Below are 17,017 nucleotides of genomic sequence, written 5' to 3' on the forward strand. Positions count from 1 at the left end.
GAAGTCAGCTACCATCGCGAACAGGCCACCCACCAACCCGCTCAATACACCGAAGCACGCCATCGATCTCGGCCACTACCTGCCGCGTTGCATCCTCGATGGCCCCTTCATTACGGCACAGTACCCAGCCGTATTGCGCAACCGCACGTTCGAACGCCTCGGTACAGGCAACCTGCTCGTCCAGGCTATGGATCACCGTACTGCCCAACCCACGTGTTCGTGCCGCGGCCCTTGCCCATGAAGTATCGGGGAGCGTGACAACGCCGACATGCAAATCGGGCACTTGCACATTTCGCTCGAGGTTCAGGCGCAAGATCTCGTCGAACGCCACGCTGCGCCGAAATGCGGCGTCAGACGGGTACCAGCGATCGATCAGGATGATGCTGCCCGCGGGCTGCCTGGGCAGCACGTGCCGGGAAATCCAGGCACGGCTTTCGGCGAAGCGCTCGCATACCCTCATTTCCAGGGCCCGGGAGGGGCTTCTGACCAGTTGATTGACGAGGGCCATGGTTTCTCCCCGGTAGGGGTCGCTTTTTTTCTCGCAAAGCCGGATCACTTTCTTGTTGTCAGCCCTCAGGGCCTTGGTAACCGCCTCCAGAAGCGTGGTTTTGCCGGTGCCCTTGGGCCCATCGATGGAAACAAACAGCGGGCGGGTCATTTTTAATTACCAGTCAAATCTGAAGATGCAGCACAGGCCCCAGGTGACAAAACATTCAGCACAAGCCAGTTGGGGCATGCAGCCAGCCTGAATCAACCCAGCTGGGCCTGAAGAAACAGCGAAAACAGCTCCGACTGCGATTTGATACCCAGCTTGCTGTACATATGCTTGCGGTGCACTTTCACTGTTTCCACGGAGATTTCAAGCTTGCGCGCGATCTCTTTGCTGGAACACCCACTCAGCATCAGCCGCCCCACCTCCAGTTCACGACCGGTCAATGGCGACTCCATCTGCTCGACCCTGTCCTCCATGCGGCTTTGCCAGTGCGGTGCGGGCTTGGTGGCCTCTTCAAGCAACTCCCGCTCGAAGGTCATGCGCTGGCGCATCAGCGCAGTGACCCACGGCCGCAACAGCTCCAGCAGGGTGACCTGTTCGATGCTGAATCGGCGTTTGCTACCCAACGACAGGCACAGCGTGCGCTGCGCATCCAGCTGCACGTTGAACTGAATTTCATCGGCAACCACGTTAAGCCGGAAATAGCGCTGGTAGTAGTCCGTCTGCTCGAAACACTCAGGGGCTACATCCGCCAGGCGCACCAGGCCGGACGCTGCCGACTCCCGACTGGCCACGTAGAACGGGTCCAGCAGGTACAGGCCCTTCAGATAATCCTGAAACAGCGGATCAGGGTTGCCGTCTGCACTGGGGCATTCGGCGAACACCTGTGGGCGCCCAGCGGAAAACAGCAGCGCAACCCAGCTGTCGCAGGCAACGTACTCGTTCAGTAACCGCACCAGGGCTGTCCAGAAGTGGTCCTTGTCGAGGGTTTCGATCAATTGGCCTACCGATCGGTGCCAGGCGATGTCGTGCAGCGTAAGATTCATCCTCTACCCCTGTTGGGTTACCACGTGGGCGTAATACCCCCCGCCATGATGACCACCCCATAATCCGGGCTAGCTTACGCTGAGCGAACCTGTACCGGGATCGTTTTTTACACCCCATGCCGCCAGGGCATGGCGGTCGAAGCTGTTAGTCGAGGATTGGAAATGAAGGTAGAGCTTGTCCAACTGGCCGGTCGCGATGGCGATACCGCGTACAACCTGCAGCGCACCATCGAGGCGATCGGCAACTGCGGCGCCGATACCGATCTGCTGGTCTTCCCGGAAACCCAACTGATGGGCTTCCCGACCGAAGAGAATATCGGCCGCCTCGCCGAGCCACTGGATGGCCCGAGCATCACGGCAGTCCAACAGGCTGCACAAGCGCAAAACGTTGCCGTGGTCGTCGGGATGGCCGAAGCCGCAGACGACGGTCGTTTCTACAACACCACCGTACTGGTCACACCTGAAGGCGTAGCGCTCACCTACCGCAAGACCCACCTTTGGGCATCGGACTGCGGGGTTTTCACCCCAGGCGACCGTTTTGCGACAGCCCTGTTCAAAGGCATCCGTGTCGGCCTGCTGATCTGCTTTGACATCGAATTCCCCGAAACCGCCCGTGCCCTGGGGCAGCTGGGCGCAGAACTGATCATCGTCACCAACGGCAACATGGACCCGTACGGGCCCACCCACAGAACCGCCATCACCGCACGCGCCATGGAAAATCAGGCCTTTGCGGTCATGGTCAACCGCGTGGGCGACGGTGATGGCGGCCTGGTTTTCGCTGGCGGCAGTGCCGTCGTCGACCCGTACGGCCAGTTGCTGTGCGAAGCCGGCCGGGGCGAGTGCCGGATGACCGTCGAGCTGGGCATGGAGCAACTGCAGCAGTCGCGGCGCGATTACACCTACATCGCCCAGCGCCGCATCCGGCTGCCGGGTGAACAGGTCGAGCATGCCAACGGCCTTCGCGAACTGATCATCCCCTCCTGAATATTCCACCCTTCCAGGCTCTCTTACTGGAATGCAAGGCCGCCAGGGACGGCAGCGTGTTCGACTCTGAATAACAATCACAAGCTGGAGCAAGCAGTAATGGCCACACTCAAGCGAACGCTTTCGCTGGGCTCGGTGGTGCTTTTCGGCATCGCCTACATGACCCCCATCATCGTTCTGGGCACATTCGGCATCCTCGCCGAGACGACGGGAGGGAAGGTACCCGCAGCCTACCTCGCTGCCGCCATCGCCATGCTCTTCACCGCCTTGAGCTACGGCCACATGGCGCGTGCCTTTCCGGTCGCAGGGTCCGCCTATACCTACGTGCGCAAATCGATCAGCCCGCAGCTGGGCTTCATCACCGGTTGGGCGGTGTTGCTCGACTACCTGTTCCTGCCCATGGCGATCTGGCTCATTGGCGCGGCCTATCTGCACTCGGCGTTCCCGGGCGTGCCGCAAGCCATCTGGGTGCTGGCATTCATTGGCATCACCACAACGATCAATGTGATCGGTCTGCGGCTGGCCAAGACCGTCAATGGCCTGTTGATGTTCATCCAGTTGCTGGTGCTGGCGGCATTCGTTGCACTCGCGGTGCACTATGTATGGGGTGACCCCACGGTGGCGCTGTGGACACTCGAGCCGTTCTACAAGGAAGGCACCCAGTTGCCGCTGATCATGAGCGGTGCGGCGATTGCCTGCTATTCATTCCTGGGCTTCGACGCGGTCAGCACCCTGACTGAAGAAACCAAGGAACCACGCAAGAACATCCCGAAAGCCATCCTGCTGATCACCCTGATCGGCGGTGGGCTGTTCATCGCCTGCAGCTACTTCGTTCAGCTTGCTCACCCGTCCACAGACTTTGCCAACGCCGACGCGGCGGCTTATGAAATTGCCCAGAACATCGGTGGCGACATCTTCGTCAGCATCTTCCTGCTGGGGCTGATTGTCGGCCAGTTCACTTCGGGCCTGTCGGCGCAAGCCAGCGCCTCCCGGCTGCTGTATGCGATGGGACGTGATGGTGTGCTGCCCAGGGCACTCTTCGGCAAGCTGAGCGAACGCTTCAGCACGCCAGTGCCCAGCATCATCCTGTGCGGGGTGGTCGCCCTGCTCGCCTTGCGCATGGACGTGACGACCTCCACCTCGTTCATCAACTTCGGGGCGTTTCTCGCCTTCAGCCTGGTCAACCTGGCGGTGATCTTCCACTACTGGGGTGCCATGCAACAGCGTGGTGCCAACGCGCTGCTGATGTACCTGGCGTTCCCCCTGGTGGGCTTTGCCTCCACCTTGTGGCTGATGGCGAGTCTTGATCACCTGGCGATCTACCTGGGGGCAGGCTGGCTCTGCCTCGGGGTGCTCTACCTGACCGTGATCACCCGTGGTTTCAGGCGCAAGCCCCCGGAGATGCACTTCGAGGAAGCCTGAGCGGCCCATCGATGAGGAAGATCCGGTCATTGTCGACCTCGACCTTGGGGTGCCTGGTGCGCAGTGCCTTGGCAAAGGCCCAATAGCGCTACACAACCTGCGAGAGCAACCGTAAGGCCCTGTCGAAGGCCCGCGCGGAGGTTACATTTGTAATCCTCTTCGCGGGCCGGCGATCATCCCGCGCTTACCACCCGATTGCGCCCGGCGTCCTTCGCCCTGTACAAACGCTCATCCGCGCACTTGAGAATGGCGGCGGACGTTTGCTCGGCGGACGTACGGCCGGCTACCCCGATGGAAATCGTCATCGCACCGACCTGGTCCAGCGGGCTGGCAGCGATTGTGGTGCGGATGCGTTCGGCAATGTCGGTTGCCACCTGCAGGCTGGTATCCGGCAACAGCAGGCAGAACTCTTCCCCGCCGGCCCGGCAAGCCAGGTCGCCTGCGCGTGAACAGGACTGGATGATGCCCGCGATATGCTGCAGGGCGACATCCCCGACATCGTGCCCCCATGTATCGTTAACCCGCTTGAAGTGGTCTATATCCAGCGCCAGCGCACAATACTGCTGCTCGCGCTGGTCGAGGATCGCCAACGCCGCGTTCATGCCCCGGCGGTTGACCAGCCCGGTCAGCGGGTCACTTTCCGCAGCGTGGTTCAGGTTGCTGATCTTCAAGTCCAGTAACTGCACCCCGGCCACCAGCGCACTGCGAATGGCCGCAGCCTCGGCGTACCAGGCATTCAGCGCGTGCAATTCCCGGCTGGCACCGAGTTCAGGCACGTGTTGCGCACTGTTGGCCAATTGCCGCAGTGGGCGGGTAACCCAGGTGGACACCGCCAGTATCAGCAACAGCCCGAACAGGCTCACGGGCAGCAGTTTCAACAATGTGTCATGCATCAGGTTACGCAACGGGTGCAGCGCGTCCTCCCGCGGTTGCTGGGTCACCACCGCCCAGTGCGCGGCCTTGACCTCGGCATACCCGGCCAACATCGGTATGCCTCGATAGTCAGTCGCTTCCAGTTCCCCCTCGCCCCCTCGCAAGGCCGCATGGGCAGTTGCGCTGGAGTCCAGCACCACCCCCAGCCTGGTGGGATCCGGGTGATACAGGACCTGCAGGTTCTCGTCGACGACGAACGCAAATGCGTCGGCGAGCTGATGCCCACCGATAAGGATGCTCATTACCCCACCTTCTCGCAGGTTCACCACGCCCCCGATCAAGCCGAGCACGTTGCCTTGGCCATCGCGAATGGGGTTGGAGATGAAAACGCTGAAATGGCCGTCAGGTGAGGTGAACGCCTGGCTGACCAACGGGCGTCCGGCGCTTGCCGCTCGCCTGGCGGCTTCACCGAGTTTCAAGGTTTTCGCGAAGTCCAGGTGCGGGTAACCATCGAGTATGTTCCCCGAGGCATCGGCAATGATCACGATCTGAAGCTCGGAATCCTGCGCCTGCAGGCGTTTCGCTTCGCTTGTCACCAGGGCGCGGTTGGTGAAGTCCTGCCCGATCAGTTGGCTGCTGTATTGCAGGCGCTCATGCACCGAATGGATGAACTGGTCGATACTGGACGCCACCTTGTAGGCATAGGCCTTGTGCGATTCCAGTGCCGAGTGGATCAACGAGTCACGCATCACCCCGTAGGCAACGACCAGGCAGGTGGCCAGCGTGACCAGGACGCTGGTCGACAGCAGCCACAGCATCAGACCGCGAATGCCTATGTATCGCGCGCTCGTTCTGCTCGTTCTCTCCATGAATAGCGGCTCCCCCTGCCCCCTTCAGAGCGTAGAAGACTCCGCCATCGGTGCAAGGGCCGGGGTAAGGCCGCTTTGCGGCCCCAATCGGCTTGACTGGCTTGCATCAGAAAACAGGGAATCGGCGCCTGCCCTACGGTGGCGCCGATCCTTTCAGGCCTTACACCGCCAGCGCGCGCTCACGCAGTTCGCTGTTGAGGATGCGGTCGTTTTCGCTGTAATCGACCGGGCAGTCGATCACGTGCACGCCCGGGGTCTTGATGCAGTGCTCGAGCAGCGGCAGCAGGCCTTCGGCGCTTTCCACGCGGTGGCCGTTGGCACCATAGGCTTCGGCGTATTTGACGAAGTCCGGGTTGCCGTAGTCCAGGCCGAAATCGGTGAAGCCCATGTTCGCCTGCTTCCAGCGGATCATGCCGTAGCCGTCGTCACGCAGGATCACCACGGTGATGTGCATGCCCAGGCGTACCGCGGTTTCCAGCTCCTGGCTGTTCATCATGAAGCCACCGTCGCCGCAAACCGAAATAACCGGGCGGTCCGGGTGCACCAGGTGCGCGGCCATGGCCGATGGCAGGCCGGCGCCCATGGTCGCCAGGGCGTTGTCCAGCAGCACGGTGTTCGGCTTGTGCGCCTTGTAGTTGCGGGCGAACCAGATCTTGTAGATGCCGTTGTCCAGGGCAACGATGCCTTCGGACGGCAGCACGCGACGGATGTCGGCGACCATGCGCTGCGGGTAGACCGGGAAGCGGTTATCGTCGGCACCTTCGGCGATCTGTGCTTCGTTGGCTTCACGGATCGCCATCAGGCGGGTGAAGTCCCAGTGCGAAGTGTCGTTCAGCGCTTCGCTGATCTGCCACACGGCGTTGGCGATGTCGCCGATCACTTCCACCTGCGGGAAGTACACGGCATCGACTTCGGCAGAGCGGAAGTTGATGTGGATGACTTCGGTGCCGCCACGGACCATGAAGAACGGCGGCTTTTCGATCACGTCGTGGCCGATGTTGACGATCAGGTCGGCGGCTTCGACGGCGCGGTGCACGAAGTCACCCGACGACAGTGCGGCGTTGCCAAGGAAGCGTGGGTGACGCTCGTCGACCACACCTTTGCCCATCTGGGTGGTGATGAACGGGATGCCGGTCTTGTCGATCAGTTGCTTGAGGACCTTGGCGGTCATCTTGCGGTTGGCGCCGGCGCCGATCACCAGGATCGGGTTGCGGGCGTTCAGCAACTTTTGCACGGCAGCGTCGATCGCCACGTGCTCGGCCAGCGGGCGGCGGTGCAGGCTTGGCGGGATAGGCAGTGCGTCGGTCTGCTCGGCGGCGATGTCTTCTGGCAGCTCCAGGTGCACGGCACCCGGCTTTTCTTCTTCGGCCAGGCGGAAGGCTTCGCGCATGCGCGACGGGATGTTGTCGGCGGAAGCGAACTGGTGGGTGTACTTGGTGATGGGGTCCATCATGCCGCACACGTCGATGATCTGGAAGCGACCCTGCTTGGACTTCTTGATCGGCTTCTGGCCGGTGATCATCATCATCGGCATGCCGCCCAGGTAGGCGTAGGCGCTGGCGGTGACCAGGTTGGTGGCGCCAGGGCCGAGGGTCGACAGGCTGACGCCGGTCTTGCCGGTCAGGCGGCCATAGGTGGCAGCCATGAAACCTGCGGACTGCTCGTGACGGGTCAGTACCAGCTTGATCTTCGACTTGCGCAGGGATTCGAGCAGGTCGAGGTTTTCCTCACCGGGAATGCCGAACACATACTCGACACCTTCGTTTTCCAGGCATTGCACAACGACATCGGCGGCCTTGGCCATTTGGGGTACTACCTCAAAATCTTTGTGGGATTGCAGATTTATTAAGCTGCGTGACTGAGATGTTGCAGGATGTCTCAGTGGCGCGCATCGTAGGCCCTCTGGTTAATAATAATAAATATATTGTTATGATGCTTGGCATCACAGTTTGTTATGAACGGTAAACCCCCTCCATGAACCTCAAGGCATTGCGCTGCTGCGTCGAAATCGTCCGCCAAGGCAGCTTCACCAAAGCCGCGCAGCACCTGCATATCGCCCAGCCGGCACTGAGCATGGCCGTTACCCGTCTTGAAGAAGAACTGGGCGTGACCCTGTTCAACCGCACCACGCGCAAAGTCCTCCTGACGGCCGAGGGCGAACGGTTTCTGCCACGTATCGAATCGGCACTGCGCGAAATGGATGTTGCCCGGCAAGAACTGCGCGACATGGCCGACCTGAAGCGCGGCGAAGTGCGCCTGGGTATCCCGCCAATGTTCGGCCTGCACTATGTACCCGGGTTGATGAACGCCTTCCGCAAGCTGTACCCGGGTATTGCCATGACCGTGTTCGAAGGCAGTGCCGAGGACATCGGCCATCGCCTGGAACAACGGGAAATCGACCTGGCGTTGCTGGAGTCCAGGCGCGTGCCGCCCGACAAGGAATCGATCCTGCTGGGCAGCGACGAGATGCTGGCGTGCATGCACCCTGACCATCCCTATGCCCGCAAGGCCTTTCTCACGGCCGAGGACCTGCGCAATACCGACATGGTGGTATTCGACCGCACCTTCGTGCAGCGCCACCTGCTGGACGCGTTCTTCGCCGAACATGGCATCACTTACCAGGTAGCGCTGCAGAGCAACTTCGTGTCGCTGGTGGTGCAGGCCGCGCTGGACAACATGGGCGTGGCGACCCTGCTGCGCTCGGTGCAACAGCGCACGCCGGGCATCGTCGGCGTACCGTTCCAGCCAGCGCAGCAGATGAGCTTCCGCTTGTGTTGGCGCTCGGGGGAATACCTGTCGCTGGCCAGCAAGCGCTTCATCGATTTTGCCGCGCAGACCCATTACCTGGAGCGTTGAAGCCAGCCTGTGCCGGCCTTCTTCGCGGCTAAAGCCACTCCCACAGGGGGAGTGCATACCGCAAGCCTGCAGTGATCCCTGTGGGAGCGGCTTTAGCCGCGAATACCCGCGCAACCGGTGGCAGACGATTTAACGGGGGCAGGCAGCAAATGTCAGGTAATGCTCCCACCAAATGCCAATACAAACCTGTAAATCGTTGCAATTCGTCAGGTTCTTGCATGCGCTTCGCCTCCCTACAATGGCCTCACAACAACAAACGAGCCCAGCTCCGTGAGGCACGACCCCATGTACAGAGACCACATCGTCAAACCGCGTGCGACCGACAACCCTGCGTTCATGGCCCTGGCCACCACCGTAATCTTTGCACTCGCCCTGCTCTACGGCGTGGGCGACGGTAGCCTGGCCCGGCTGATGGGCCCGATCGTGCTCGACCTGCAGGCACCGCTACTGCGCAACATGGCCGTGGCCGGGACCTTGGCCATCACCCTGGTACTGAATCTGTTCATCCTCGGCCGCTTTGCGCTACGGGCCCAGGTGATCACCGTCTGGTTCGAACTGTTGCTGCTGTTCCTGCTGTTCTTCGACACCTTCGACCTGTCCTACAGCTTCATTGCCAGCAAGGTCGGCTTCATGATCACCCAAGGGGTGTTCACCACCGTCTACGTGTCCACGATCTCGATCGCCATCGCCTTCGTCCTGGCCCTGATGGGTGCCACTGCACGCTTGTCGTCCAACGGCTTCGCCATCGCCATCGCCAGTTTCTATACCTCGTTCTTCCGCGGTGTACCGCTGCTGATCCAGATCTACCTGATCTATCTCGGCATCCCCCAACTCGGCTATGTGGTCGGTGCAGTGCCGGCGGGCATCCTGGCCCTGTCGCTGTGCTATGGCGCCTACATGACGGAAATTTTCCGCGCCGGCATCAGCAGCATCCCGCGCGGGCAGTGGGAAGCCTCGCGAGCGATTGGCCTGACACCCTTCCAGGCGATGACCCGGGTGATCCTGCCGCAGTCGATGCGCCTGATCATCCCGCCCACCGGCAACCAGTTCATCTCCATGCTCAAGGACAGCTCGCTGGTGTCGGTGATCGGCGTGTGGGAATTGATGTTCCTGGCCCGCACCCAGGGCCGCGCGGAGTTCCGCCACCTGGAAATGCTGATTACCGCCGCCGTCCTGTACTGGGTGCTGTCGATCCTGCTCGAAACCGTGCAGTCGCGCCTGGAAAAACGTTTCGACCGCGCCCACCGCTGATCGAGGAGCATCACGATGAATCAAGTAGTCACCCCCGCTGCCGCCCAGGCCGCCGTGTCGATCCGCGGTCTGCAGAAATGGTACGGCGAGTTTCACGTACTCAAGGGTATCGATCTGGAAATAGCCAGCGGCGAGATCGTGGTGGTCTGCGGCCCGTCAGGCTCGGGCAAGTCCACGCTGATTCGCTGCCTGAACCTGCTGGAGGACTTTCAGAAAGGCCAGGTGCTGATCGCCGGCAACCCGCTGGGTCGTGATGCCGCCAGCGTGGCCGCCATTCGCCGCCAGGTCGGCATGGTGTTCCAGCAGTTCAACCTGTTCCCGCACCTGACCGTGCTGGAAAACCTGATGCTCGGGCCGCGCCTGGTCAGCAAGCTCAGCGAGGCCCAGGCCCGCGCCCTGGCCCTGGAGTACCTGGAGCGGGTTCGCATCGCCAGCCAGGCCGACAAGTTCCCCGGTCAGCTTTCCGGTGGCCAGCAACAGCGGGTAGCCATTGCTCGCGCGTTGTGCATGAAGCCGCGGATCATGCTGTTCGACGAACCCACTTCGGCACTGGACCCGGAGATGGTCAAGGAAGTGCTCGATGTGATGGGTGAGCTGGCCCAGGATGGCATCACCATGCTCTGTGTCACCCACGAAATGGGCTTCGCCCGACGGGTTGCCGACCGCATCATCTTCATGGACCAGGGCCAGGTCATCGAGCAGGCCCGGCCCAACGACTTCTTCGACAACCCGCGCCATGCCCGCGCCAGGGAGTTCCTTTCGCAGATTCTCAGCCACTGAGGCCTGTGTCTACCGCTGTGCCAACACCACAACAACAATTGCATACCCGGAGACTTATCGAATGAACCCACTTGCACGCTTGTTCGCACTCACCGCCGTCGCCGGTAGCCTGGCCCTGATGACCGGTGCCGCCTGGGCGGGCGCCACCCTGGATCGCATCCACCAGAGCAAGGTCATGAAAGTGGCCACCGCCGCCAACTGGCCACCGCAGTCGTTCCTTGGCGAGGACAACACCCTCAAGGGCTTCGATATCGATGTTGCCAACGAAATCGGCAAGCGCATGGGCACCACCGTAGCCTTTGTCACCCCCGAGTACGGCATCATCACTGCCGGGCGCTGGGCCAGCCGCTGGGACCTGTCGGTCGGGTCGATGACGCCTACCACCGAGCGTGGCCGCGTACTCGACTTCCCGGCCATCTACTATTACACCCCCTACATGTTCGCCGTGCACAAGGATGCCGCCGGCGCCAGCGCTGCCGACCTCAACGGCAAGACCATCGGCGTCGAGGCCGGCACTACCTCCGAGGACTACATCAACCGCCGGCTGAAGATCGACGCGGCGGACGTACCTGCGTTCAGCTACACCGTGGAGCCTGGCGATGTGCAGACCTACGGCGACAGCATGGGCCCGCTGGATGACCTGCGCATGGGCAACGGCACGCGCCTGGATGCCGCACTGTCGCCGCTGCCGACCATCATGGGTGCGATCAAGGCCGGTTACCCGATTGCGCCGGTGCAGGGCAAGCCCGCCTACTACGAACCGCTGGCCATCGCCACCGACAAGGGCGACGACGCCTTCAATGCCGAACTGGCCAAGGCCGTCGACAGCATGAAGGCCGACGGTACGTTGAAGCAGCTGTCCGAGAAGTGGTACGGCGCCGACCTCACGCAAGTGCAGTAACCCCATCACCCACAGACCAACGCCCTTCAGCTGAAGGGCGTGCGGCCCCCGCGTGCCCGTGGAACATGCAACGCCCAGTAAAAGGATGACCCAGCCGATGTTCAGCTACAGCAACAACTACTACACCGGAACCATGCGTCCAGCCCCACAACGCCCGGCTTTGGCCGGCGAAACCCGAGCCGATGTGTGCATCATCGGCGGTGGCCTGGCGGGCCTGAGCGTAGCCCTGGAACTGCTGGCGCGCGGGCGCTCGGTGGTATTGCTGGAAGCCGCTCGAGTTGCCTGGGGTGCCTCAGGGCGCAATGGCGGCTTCGTGCTGCAGGGCTGGTCCGAGGGGCTGTCGGCCATCGAACGGCGCTGCGGCAAGCAGACAGCGGCTGCATTGTTCCGGCTGTCACTGGAGGGCGTCGATATCGTCCGCGACACCATCGCCCGCCACCAGTTGCCAGGCTGTGCCGCGACCACCGGCAAACTCAGCGTGGTGCGCTACGACGACGCCGACAACCTGCAGCGCACCCGCGACCGCATGGCCCGTGATTTCGGTTTCGAGATGGAATACCTGGATACTCCTACGCTACGCAGCCACCTGAACACCGACCGCTACTACCAGGGGCTGCGCGACAGCCATGGTTTTCATTTTCACCCGCTGAACTACTGCCTGGGCCTTGCCGAGCTGGTCGAGCTTGCCGGCGGCCGCGTCCACGAGCAATCGCCCATGCTGCGGGTAGCACGCGAGGCCGGGCATCACCGCGTGACCACTGCCCACGGCGCGGTCACCTGTGCCGACGTGGTGTACTGCTGCGGCGGTTACGGCGGCGCCGAGTTCGGCCGACTGCGCCGAGCTTTCCTGCCTATCGCCACTTACGTGGTACTCACCGAACACCTGGGTGAACGCCTGAATGACGTGGTACGTACCACGGATGCCGTCGGCGACAACCGCCGCGCCTCGGACTACTATCGTATCGTCGAGGGTGATCGCCTGCTTTGGGGTGGCCATATCACCACCCGCAATCTGCAGGACGAACAACGGCTCGGGCAGTTGCTGACCCGTGACATTCTCAGCGTATATCCGCAGTTGCAGGGCTTGAAAATCGCCAAGGCCTGGTCCGGGCTGATGGGCTACGCCCGCCACAAGATGCCGCACATCGGCCCTCTGGGCCCCGGGTTGTGGGCCTGTACTTCGTTTGGGGGGCATGGTATGAACACCGCACCCGTGGGCGCCAGGGTGGTCGCCGAGGCGGTGTGCGGCGAAACCGACCGTTATCGCCTGTTCGATGCCTATGGCCTGGAATGGAACGGCGGGCCGTTCGGGCCTGCTGCGGCACAAGCGGTGTATACCGGGCTGAAGCTGATGGACCGGTTTCAGGAAGCACGCTCGCAATACAACAACTAGAACGACTACCAGGAGTCGCCATGGACGCCCTCCCCCCCGGCGCGCTGTTCAAACTTACCGAAAAGGACCGCCAGTTGCTGGCGCTGCTGCAGGCCAACGCCCGTGAGCCCACCGCCTCGCTGGCACGCAAGCTGGGTGTGTCGCGCTCGGCGGTGCAGGAGCGCATCAACCGCCTGGAGAACGCCGGTGTGATCACCGGCTACAGCGTGCGCATCGACCAGGACAAGCTGCAGCAGGTGATCAACTGCTTCACCATGACCTCCTGCAGCAACAAGAGCTACACCGACGTGATGACCACCTTGCGCAAGATGGAGTCGGTGCAGGCGGTGTACGCGGTGTCGGGCGAAATGGACTTCATCATCCACCTGACCACCCATACCTTGGGCGAACTGAATGCCGAGCTGACCCGTATCAACATGATCAAGGGCGTGACGCATACGGCGTCGCACATTGTCATGGAGACCAAGTTCAGCAAGAAGCTGACGTTGTAACCCCCTCCCAGGCTTTTCCAAGGCCTTGTGGGAGCGGGCGTGCCCGCGAACACCGGCGCAGCCGGTGCCATCCGTGCGGGACTCTTCGCGGGCATGCCCGCTCCCACATGTGCCCCCGCCAGACGTAAGAGTACGAGGAAGCCGGCCACCTTCCTCGACGTCACCGGCACGGATTGACTATGATCCCGCCTTGAACGTTTCAGCATGTTTCAACAAGGACCCAGATGTCAGTTCAGGAACTACCCCCTCTCCCTGGTAAAAGTACCGTCGCGAAAATGGAAGCCGCCATGGCGCTGGGCAGCTTTGCCATTGGCACCGGCGAGTTCGCCATCATGGGCCTGATGCCCGATATCGCCAGCAACTTGCAATTGAGCGAGCCCCAGGTGGGCCATGCCATCAGCGCCTATGCGCTGGGGGTGATGGTTGGCGCCCCCACGCTGGCGATCCTCGGCGCTCGGCTGTTGCGCAAGCACATGCTGCTGTTGTTGATGGCGCTGTACGCCCTTGGCAACCTGGCTACCGCCTTCGCCCCCTCGTTCGGCGGCCTGGTCGCCTTCCGTTTCATCAGCGGCCTGCCCCATGGCGCCTACTTCGGCATCGCGGCGGTGGTGGCCTCGAGCATGGTGGCCAAGGACCAGCGGGCGGGAGCCGTGGCCCGGGTGATGATGGGGCTGACCCTGGCCATGTTGCTCGGCAACCCGGTTGCCACCCTGCTGGGCCAGTACTTCGGCTGGCGCTCGGCGTTCGTGCTGGTCGGCGCGATCGCCGTGAGCACCATCGCTCTGGTCTGGCACATCGTGCCCCAGCGTCACGATGAAGTACGCAGCGACCCGCGCAAGGAACTGCAAGCATTCACATTGCCGCAAGTGTGGATGGCACTGGGCATCGCCTCGATCGGCTTTTCCGGCATGTTCTGTGTGTTCAGCTACCTTGCGCCGACCATGTTGCAGGTAACCCAGGTGTCACCGCAGTGGATTCCGTTCGGCCTGGCGGCGTTCGGCTTCGGTGGCATCGTCGGCAACATCGCCGGTGGCAAGCTGTTCGACCGCCTGCAGTTCCGCGCCGTCGGGCTGGTACTGGTGTGGTCGATTGCCGTGCTGCTGTTCTTCAGCTTTGCCGCGCAGGCGCTGTGGAGCCTGCTGCTGGGCATTGGCCTGGTCGGCACCATGATCGCCCTTGCGGCGCCGTTGCAGATTCGCCTGATGGACATTGCCCATGAAGCGCCAAGCCTGGCGGCGGCGTCGAACCATGCGGCGTTCAACCTGGCCAATGCGCTGGGGCCGTGGCTGGGTGGCATGGCGATTACCGCAGGCATGGGCTGGACCAGCACCGGTTACATCGGCGCGACTACGGCGCTGGTCGGGCTGGGGATCTACCTGGTGGCACGGCGGATGAAGGGTGGGCACTAAGGTTGAGGCCTGACAGATAGCTTGAACGGGGCTGCCATGCAGCCCATCGCCGGCAAGCCAGCTCTCACAGGTACAGCGTTGCTCTCGAGGTTGTCGCTGTACCTGGGGGAGCGGCCTTGCTCAGCCAGGGTTTGCCTGCGGCAGCTCGATGCGCACCCGCAACCCGCCACTCGCGGCAGCCAATGCGGTGATGCTGCCGCCGTGCAAGGCAACGGCCCGCTGGGCAATCGCCAGGCCCAGGCCAAAGCCGTCACCGTCATTGTCGGTGCCGCGGTCGAATGGCTCGAAGATGCGCTGCAGGCGCGCCGGCTCGACGCCCGGGCCATGGTCGCTGACGCTGACCTGCAACCATTGCCCGCCCGGTGCCAGCGCGGCCTCGACCAACACCTCGGTACCCGCTGCGGTGTAGCGCACGGCATTACGGATGATGTTCTCGAACGCCCGGTACAGCAGTTCTTCATGCCCATGAGTGATGAACGTGCCCTGGGCCTGCAAGCAAACCTGGCACTGTTTCATGCCAGCCTCGAAGCGGGCGTCTTCGACGATTTGCGCCAGCAGTTCGACCACATCGAGGCTGGCGAAGTCGTCCCCCTGCCGGGACTGGGCGCGGGCCAGGGTCAGCAACTGCTCGATCAGGTCGTCCATGCGGCGCGACTCGCGCTCCACCCGTTCAAGCATGTCCAGCCGGTCCGGTTGCTGGCGCATCAGGCCGATGGCGGCATGCATGCGGGTCAGCGGCGAGCGCAGTTCGTGGGAAATATCGTGCAGCAGATTCTGCTGCGCCTGCACCAACGCCTTGAGCTGACCGGCCATGCGGTCGCAGTCTTCGGCCAGTTCGACGATTTCGTCGCGGCGCTTGCCCAGCCTGGGCTTGACCCGCACCTCGAAACGGCCCTGGGCGACCTGGCCCATGGCTTCGCGCAGCCAGGCCAGCGGGCGGGTCAGGTACAGGCTGCACAGCAAGGCGAACAGCGCGCTCATCAGCGTGCCGGTAAACAGCGGGCCCATGCCGCGCGGGCGTGGTGGCTCGCCAATGGTCGTGGCCACCGAAGCGCGCAGCACCAGCGGGCGGCCGTCACGGTCGCTCAGCGCCTGCTCGAACCGCGCCACTGATACCGCCCTGCCGGCCAGCAACCTGCCCTGGCTATCGTAAAGGCCCACCTGCACATCCGGCGGCTGCGGCAATACCTCGAGCAACTGTCGGCCAGCCTGCTCGCCGTAACGTTGCAACAGCTGCAGTTCGGTGGCCAGCAGCGAACGCAGCGCCGGGGTATCACCACGCAGGTCATTGAGCATGAAGGCGCCCGCGCCCACCAGGAAGGTCAGGGTGTTGGCCAGCCAGAAGGCCAGGAACAGCTTCCAGAACAGCCGCCGGCGCATCATTCGACAATCAGCATGTAGCCCATGCCGCGCACGCTCTGGATCCAGCTGCTGCCATCGGCGCGCGGCCCGAGCTTTTGCCGGATGCTGCTGATGTGCACGTCGATGCGCCGGTCGTAACGGGTCAGCGGCCGGCCCAGGGCATTGAGCGACAGGTCCTGCTTGCTGACCAGCTGGCCGGCCTGGCGGGCCAACGCTTCGAGCAGGCTGAACTCGGAGCCGGTCAGCTCGAGGGTGGCAGCGCCCCAACGCGCTTCGCGGCGACCGGGCCACATGTTCAAGGCACCGCTGCGCACCTGTTCGGGCGCCTCGGGCACCATGCCGTCACCCATCGGCTGTGGCTGAACACGGCGCAGGATCGCCCGCAGGCGCGCCACCAGTTCGCCGGGGGAGCTGGGCTTGGGCACATAGTCATCGGCGCCCAGTTCCAGGCCGGCGATGCGGTCGATGTTGTCGCCCCGGGCTGTCAGCAACAGCACCGGTACCTGGCTGCGCGCACGCACGCGCCGAAGCACTTCGATGCCCGAAATGCCCGGCAGCATCACGTCCAGCACCACCACCTGATAGTTGCCGGTCAATGCCTGGGCTTCGCCCTCCTCGCCAGTATCGACGGCGGTGGCCTGGAACCCTTCGCGGGCCAGGTACAAAGAGAGCATTTCGGTGAGTTCGCGGTCATCGTCGACCAGCAGCACGGGGATCATCAGGGCCAGGAATCATGATTGTAGGGGTTGCAATGATCGCCCCGGCGGCCGGCACTGTCACCGCCGGGCGGTCGGACTTTACACATCTTTACCCTCGGCTAACCGCGCCGAACACAGCCCGCCCGTATCCTCATCGCCCGCTGCATGCGGGTTGCCCGCGCTTGCTCC

At 62.9% G+C, this 17,017-nt stretch carries 15 protein-coding genes; 9 read left to right on the forward strand and 6 right to left on the reverse strand.

Annotated elements, in window-relative coordinates; genetic code table 11:
* Positions 1 to 4: 4 nt before the first annotated feature.
* Both IRZ77_RS02635 and IRZ77_RS02640 read right to left on the reverse strand, forming a co-directional pair.
* The gene (locus tag IRZ77_RS02635) at positions 5 to 658 is read right to left on the reverse strand and encodes a dTMP kinase (RefSeq protein ID WP_085600938.1); all 654 of its coding nucleotides are present in this window, start codon (positions 656 to 658) and stop codon (positions 5 to 7) included.
* Positions 659 to 750: 92 nt separating this feature from the next.
* Positions 751 to 1,539 carry a helix-turn-helix transcriptional regulator gene (locus IRZ77_RS02640; protein ID WP_108479808.1) on the reverse strand — a complete coding sequence of 263 codons (789 nt, stop codon included), beginning with the start codon at positions 1,537 to 1,539 and terminating at the stop codon, positions 751 to 753.
* Between the two features lie 162 nt (positions 1,540 to 1,701).
* Here IRZ77_RS02640 and IRZ77_RS02645 point away from each other — a divergent pair, with 162 nt between their 5' ends.
* A complete protein-coding gene (locus IRZ77_RS02645) occupies positions 1,702 to 2,523 on the forward strand; it encodes a carbon-nitrogen hydrolase family protein (protein WP_108479809.1) in 822 nt (273 codons plus the stop codon).
* A gap of 99 nt (positions 2,524 to 2,622) precedes the next feature.
* The gene (locus IRZ77_RS02650; protein ID WP_108479810.1) at positions 2,623 to 3,945 is read left to right on the forward strand and encodes an APC family permease; all 1,323 of its coding nucleotides are present in this window, start codon (positions 2,623 to 2,625) and stop codon (positions 3,943 to 3,945) included.
* A gap of 173 nt (positions 3,946 to 4,118) precedes the next feature.
* Here IRZ77_RS02650 and IRZ77_RS02655 read toward each other — a convergent pair whose 3' ends face one another.
* Positions 4,119 to 5,636, reverse strand: a complete 1,518-nt coding sequence (locus IRZ77_RS02655) for a sensor domain-containing diguanylate cyclase (RefSeq protein WP_230385742.1) — start codon at positions 5,634 to 5,636, stop codon at positions 4,119 to 4,121.
* A gap of 211 nt (positions 5,637 to 5,847) precedes the next feature.
* A complete protein-coding gene (locus tag IRZ77_RS02660; RefSeq protein WP_013972567.1) occupies positions 5,848 to 7,491 on the reverse strand; it encodes an acetolactate synthase large subunit in 1,644 nt (547 codons plus the stop codon).
* A gap of 170 nt (positions 7,492 to 7,661) precedes the next feature.
* On the opposite strand from IRZ77_RS02660, the gene IRZ77_RS02665 reads away from it, so the two are divergent.
* The 7 genes from IRZ77_RS02665 to IRZ77_RS02695 all read left to right on the forward strand — a co-directional run bounded on the left by IRZ77_RS02665 (position 7,662) and on the right by IRZ77_RS02695 (position 14,768).
* On the forward strand, positions 7,662 to 8,543 hold the full coding sequence (locus IRZ77_RS02665) for a LysR family transcriptional regulator (protein ID WP_046614113.1): 882 nt from the start codon (positions 7,662 to 7,664) through the stop codon (positions 8,541 to 8,543).
* A gap of 285 nt (positions 8,544 to 8,828) precedes the next feature.
* On the forward strand, positions 8,829 to 9,794 hold the full coding sequence (locus IRZ77_RS02670) for an amino acid ABC transporter permease (RefSeq protein ID WP_085600943.1): 966 nt from the start codon (positions 8,829 to 8,831) through the stop codon (positions 9,792 to 9,794).
* A gap of 15 nt (positions 9,795 to 9,809) precedes the next feature.
* Positions 9,810 to 10,574, forward strand: coding sequence for an amino acid ABC transporter ATP-binding protein (locus tag IRZ77_RS02675; protein WP_108481172.1), 765 nt, complete (start codon positions 9,810 to 9,812; stop codon positions 10,572 to 10,574).
* Between the two features lie 61 nt (positions 10,575 to 10,635).
* A complete protein-coding gene (locus IRZ77_RS02680) occupies positions 10,636 to 11,475 on the forward strand; it encodes an ABC transporter substrate-binding protein (protein ID WP_046614110.1) in 840 nt (279 codons plus the stop codon).
* Between the two features lie 97 nt (positions 11,476 to 11,572).
* The gene (locus tag IRZ77_RS02685) at positions 11,573 to 12,868 is read left to right on the forward strand and encodes an NAD(P)/FAD-dependent oxidoreductase (RefSeq protein ID WP_108481171.1); all 1,296 of its coding nucleotides are present in this window, start codon (positions 11,573 to 11,575) and stop codon (positions 12,866 to 12,868) included.
* A gap of 20 nt (positions 12,869 to 12,888) precedes the next feature.
* Positions 12,889 to 13,359, forward strand: a complete 471-nt coding sequence (locus IRZ77_RS02690) for an Lrp/AsnC family transcriptional regulator (RefSeq protein ID WP_046614108.1) — start codon at positions 12,889 to 12,891, stop codon at positions 13,357 to 13,359.
* 224 nt (positions 13,360 to 13,583) lie between these two features.
* The gene (locus IRZ77_RS02695) at positions 13,584 to 14,768 is read left to right on the forward strand and encodes an MFS transporter (RefSeq protein WP_108481169.1); all 1,185 of its coding nucleotides are present in this window, start codon (positions 13,584 to 13,586) and stop codon (positions 14,766 to 14,768) included.
* A gap of 120 nt (positions 14,769 to 14,888) precedes the next feature.
* Here the strand turns inward: IRZ77_RS02695 and IRZ77_RS02700 are convergent, their stop codons facing one another.
* Complete coding sequence (locus tag IRZ77_RS02700) at positions 14,889 to 16,151, reverse strand: HAMP domain-containing sensor histidine kinase (RefSeq protein WP_085600947.1); 1,263 nt, start codon at positions 16,149 to 16,151, stop codon at positions 14,889 to 14,891.
* Positions 16,148 to 16,849 carry a response regulator transcription factor gene (locus IRZ77_RS02705; protein WP_046614105.1) on the reverse strand — a complete coding sequence of 234 codons (702 nt, stop codon included), beginning with the start codon at positions 16,847 to 16,849 and terminating at the stop codon, positions 16,148 to 16,150. The genes IRZ77_RS02700 and IRZ77_RS02705 overlap by 4 nt, the downstream gene beginning before the upstream one ends.
* Between the last annotated feature and the right edge of the window lie 168 nt (positions 16,850 to 17,017).

The sequence above is a fragment of the Pseudomonas pudica genome, from assembly GCF_015680405.1.
In the GTDB taxonomy this organism is placed as follows: Bacteria; Pseudomonadota; Gammaproteobacteria; order Pseudomonadales; family Pseudomonadaceae; genus Aquipseudomonas; species Aquipseudomonas pudica.

What these genes read in the sequence shown, in the direction of transcription:
- IRZ77_RS02665 (WP_046614113.1), top strand. Translation starts at nt 7,662, where the DNA reads ATGAACCTCAAGGCATTGCGCTGCTGCGTCGAAATCGTCCGCCAAGGC.
- IRZ77_RS02645 (WP_108479809.1), top strand. Translation starts at nt 1,702, where the DNA reads ATGAAGGTAGAGCTTGTCCAACTGGCCGGTCGCGATGGCGATACCGCG.
- IRZ77_RS02655 (WP_230385742.1), bottom strand. Translation starts at nt 5,636, where the DNA reads ATGCTGTGGCTGCTGTCGACCAGCGTCCTGGTCACGCTGGCCACCTGC.
- IRZ77_RS02640 (WP_108479808.1), bottom strand. Translation starts at nt 1,539, where the DNA reads ATGAATCTTACGCTGCACGACATCGCCTGGCACCGATCGGTAGGCCAA.
- IRZ77_RS02695 (WP_108481169.1), top strand. Translation starts at nt 13,584, where the DNA reads ATGTCAGTTCAGGAACTACCCCCTCTCCCTGGTAAAAGTACCGTCGCG.
- IRZ77_RS02660 (WP_013972567.1), bottom strand. Translation starts at nt 7,491, where the DNA reads ATGGCCAAGGCCGCCGATGTCGTTGTGCAATGCCTGGAAAACGAAGGT.
- IRZ77_RS02675 (WP_108481172.1), top strand. Translation starts at nt 9,810, where the DNA reads ATGAATCAAGTAGTCACCCCCGCTGCCGCCCAGGCCGCCGTGTCGATC.
- IRZ77_RS02700 (WP_085600947.1), bottom strand. Translation starts at nt 16,151, where the DNA reads ATGATGCGCCGGCGGCTGTTCTGGAAGCTGTTCCTGGCCTTCTGGCTG.
- IRZ77_RS02635 (WP_085600938.1), bottom strand. Translation starts at nt 658, where the DNA reads ATGACCCGCCCGCTGTTTGTTTCCATCGATGGGCCCAAGGGCACCGGC.
- IRZ77_RS02685 (WP_108481171.1), top strand. Translation starts at nt 11,573, where the DNA reads ATGTTCAGCTACAGCAACAACTACTACACCGGAACCATGCGTCCAGCC.
- IRZ77_RS02670 (WP_085600943.1), top strand. Translation starts at nt 8,829, where the DNA reads ATGTACAGAGACCACATCGTCAAACCGCGTGCGACCGACAACCCTGCG.
- IRZ77_RS02650 (WP_108479810.1), top strand. Translation starts at nt 2,623, where the DNA reads ATGGCCACACTCAAGCGAACGCTTTCGCTGGGCTCGGTGGTGCTTTTC.
- IRZ77_RS02680 (WP_046614110.1), top strand. Translation starts at nt 10,636, where the DNA reads ATGAACCCACTTGCACGCTTGTTCGCACTCACCGCCGTCGCCGGTAGC.
- IRZ77_RS02705 (WP_046614105.1), bottom strand. Translation starts at nt 16,849, where the DNA reads ATGATCCCCGTGCTGCTGGTCGACGATGACCGCGAACTCACCGAAATG.
- IRZ77_RS02690 (WP_046614108.1), top strand. Translation starts at nt 12,889, where the DNA reads ATGGACGCCCTCCCCCCCGGCGCGCTGTTCAAACTTACCGAAAAGGAC.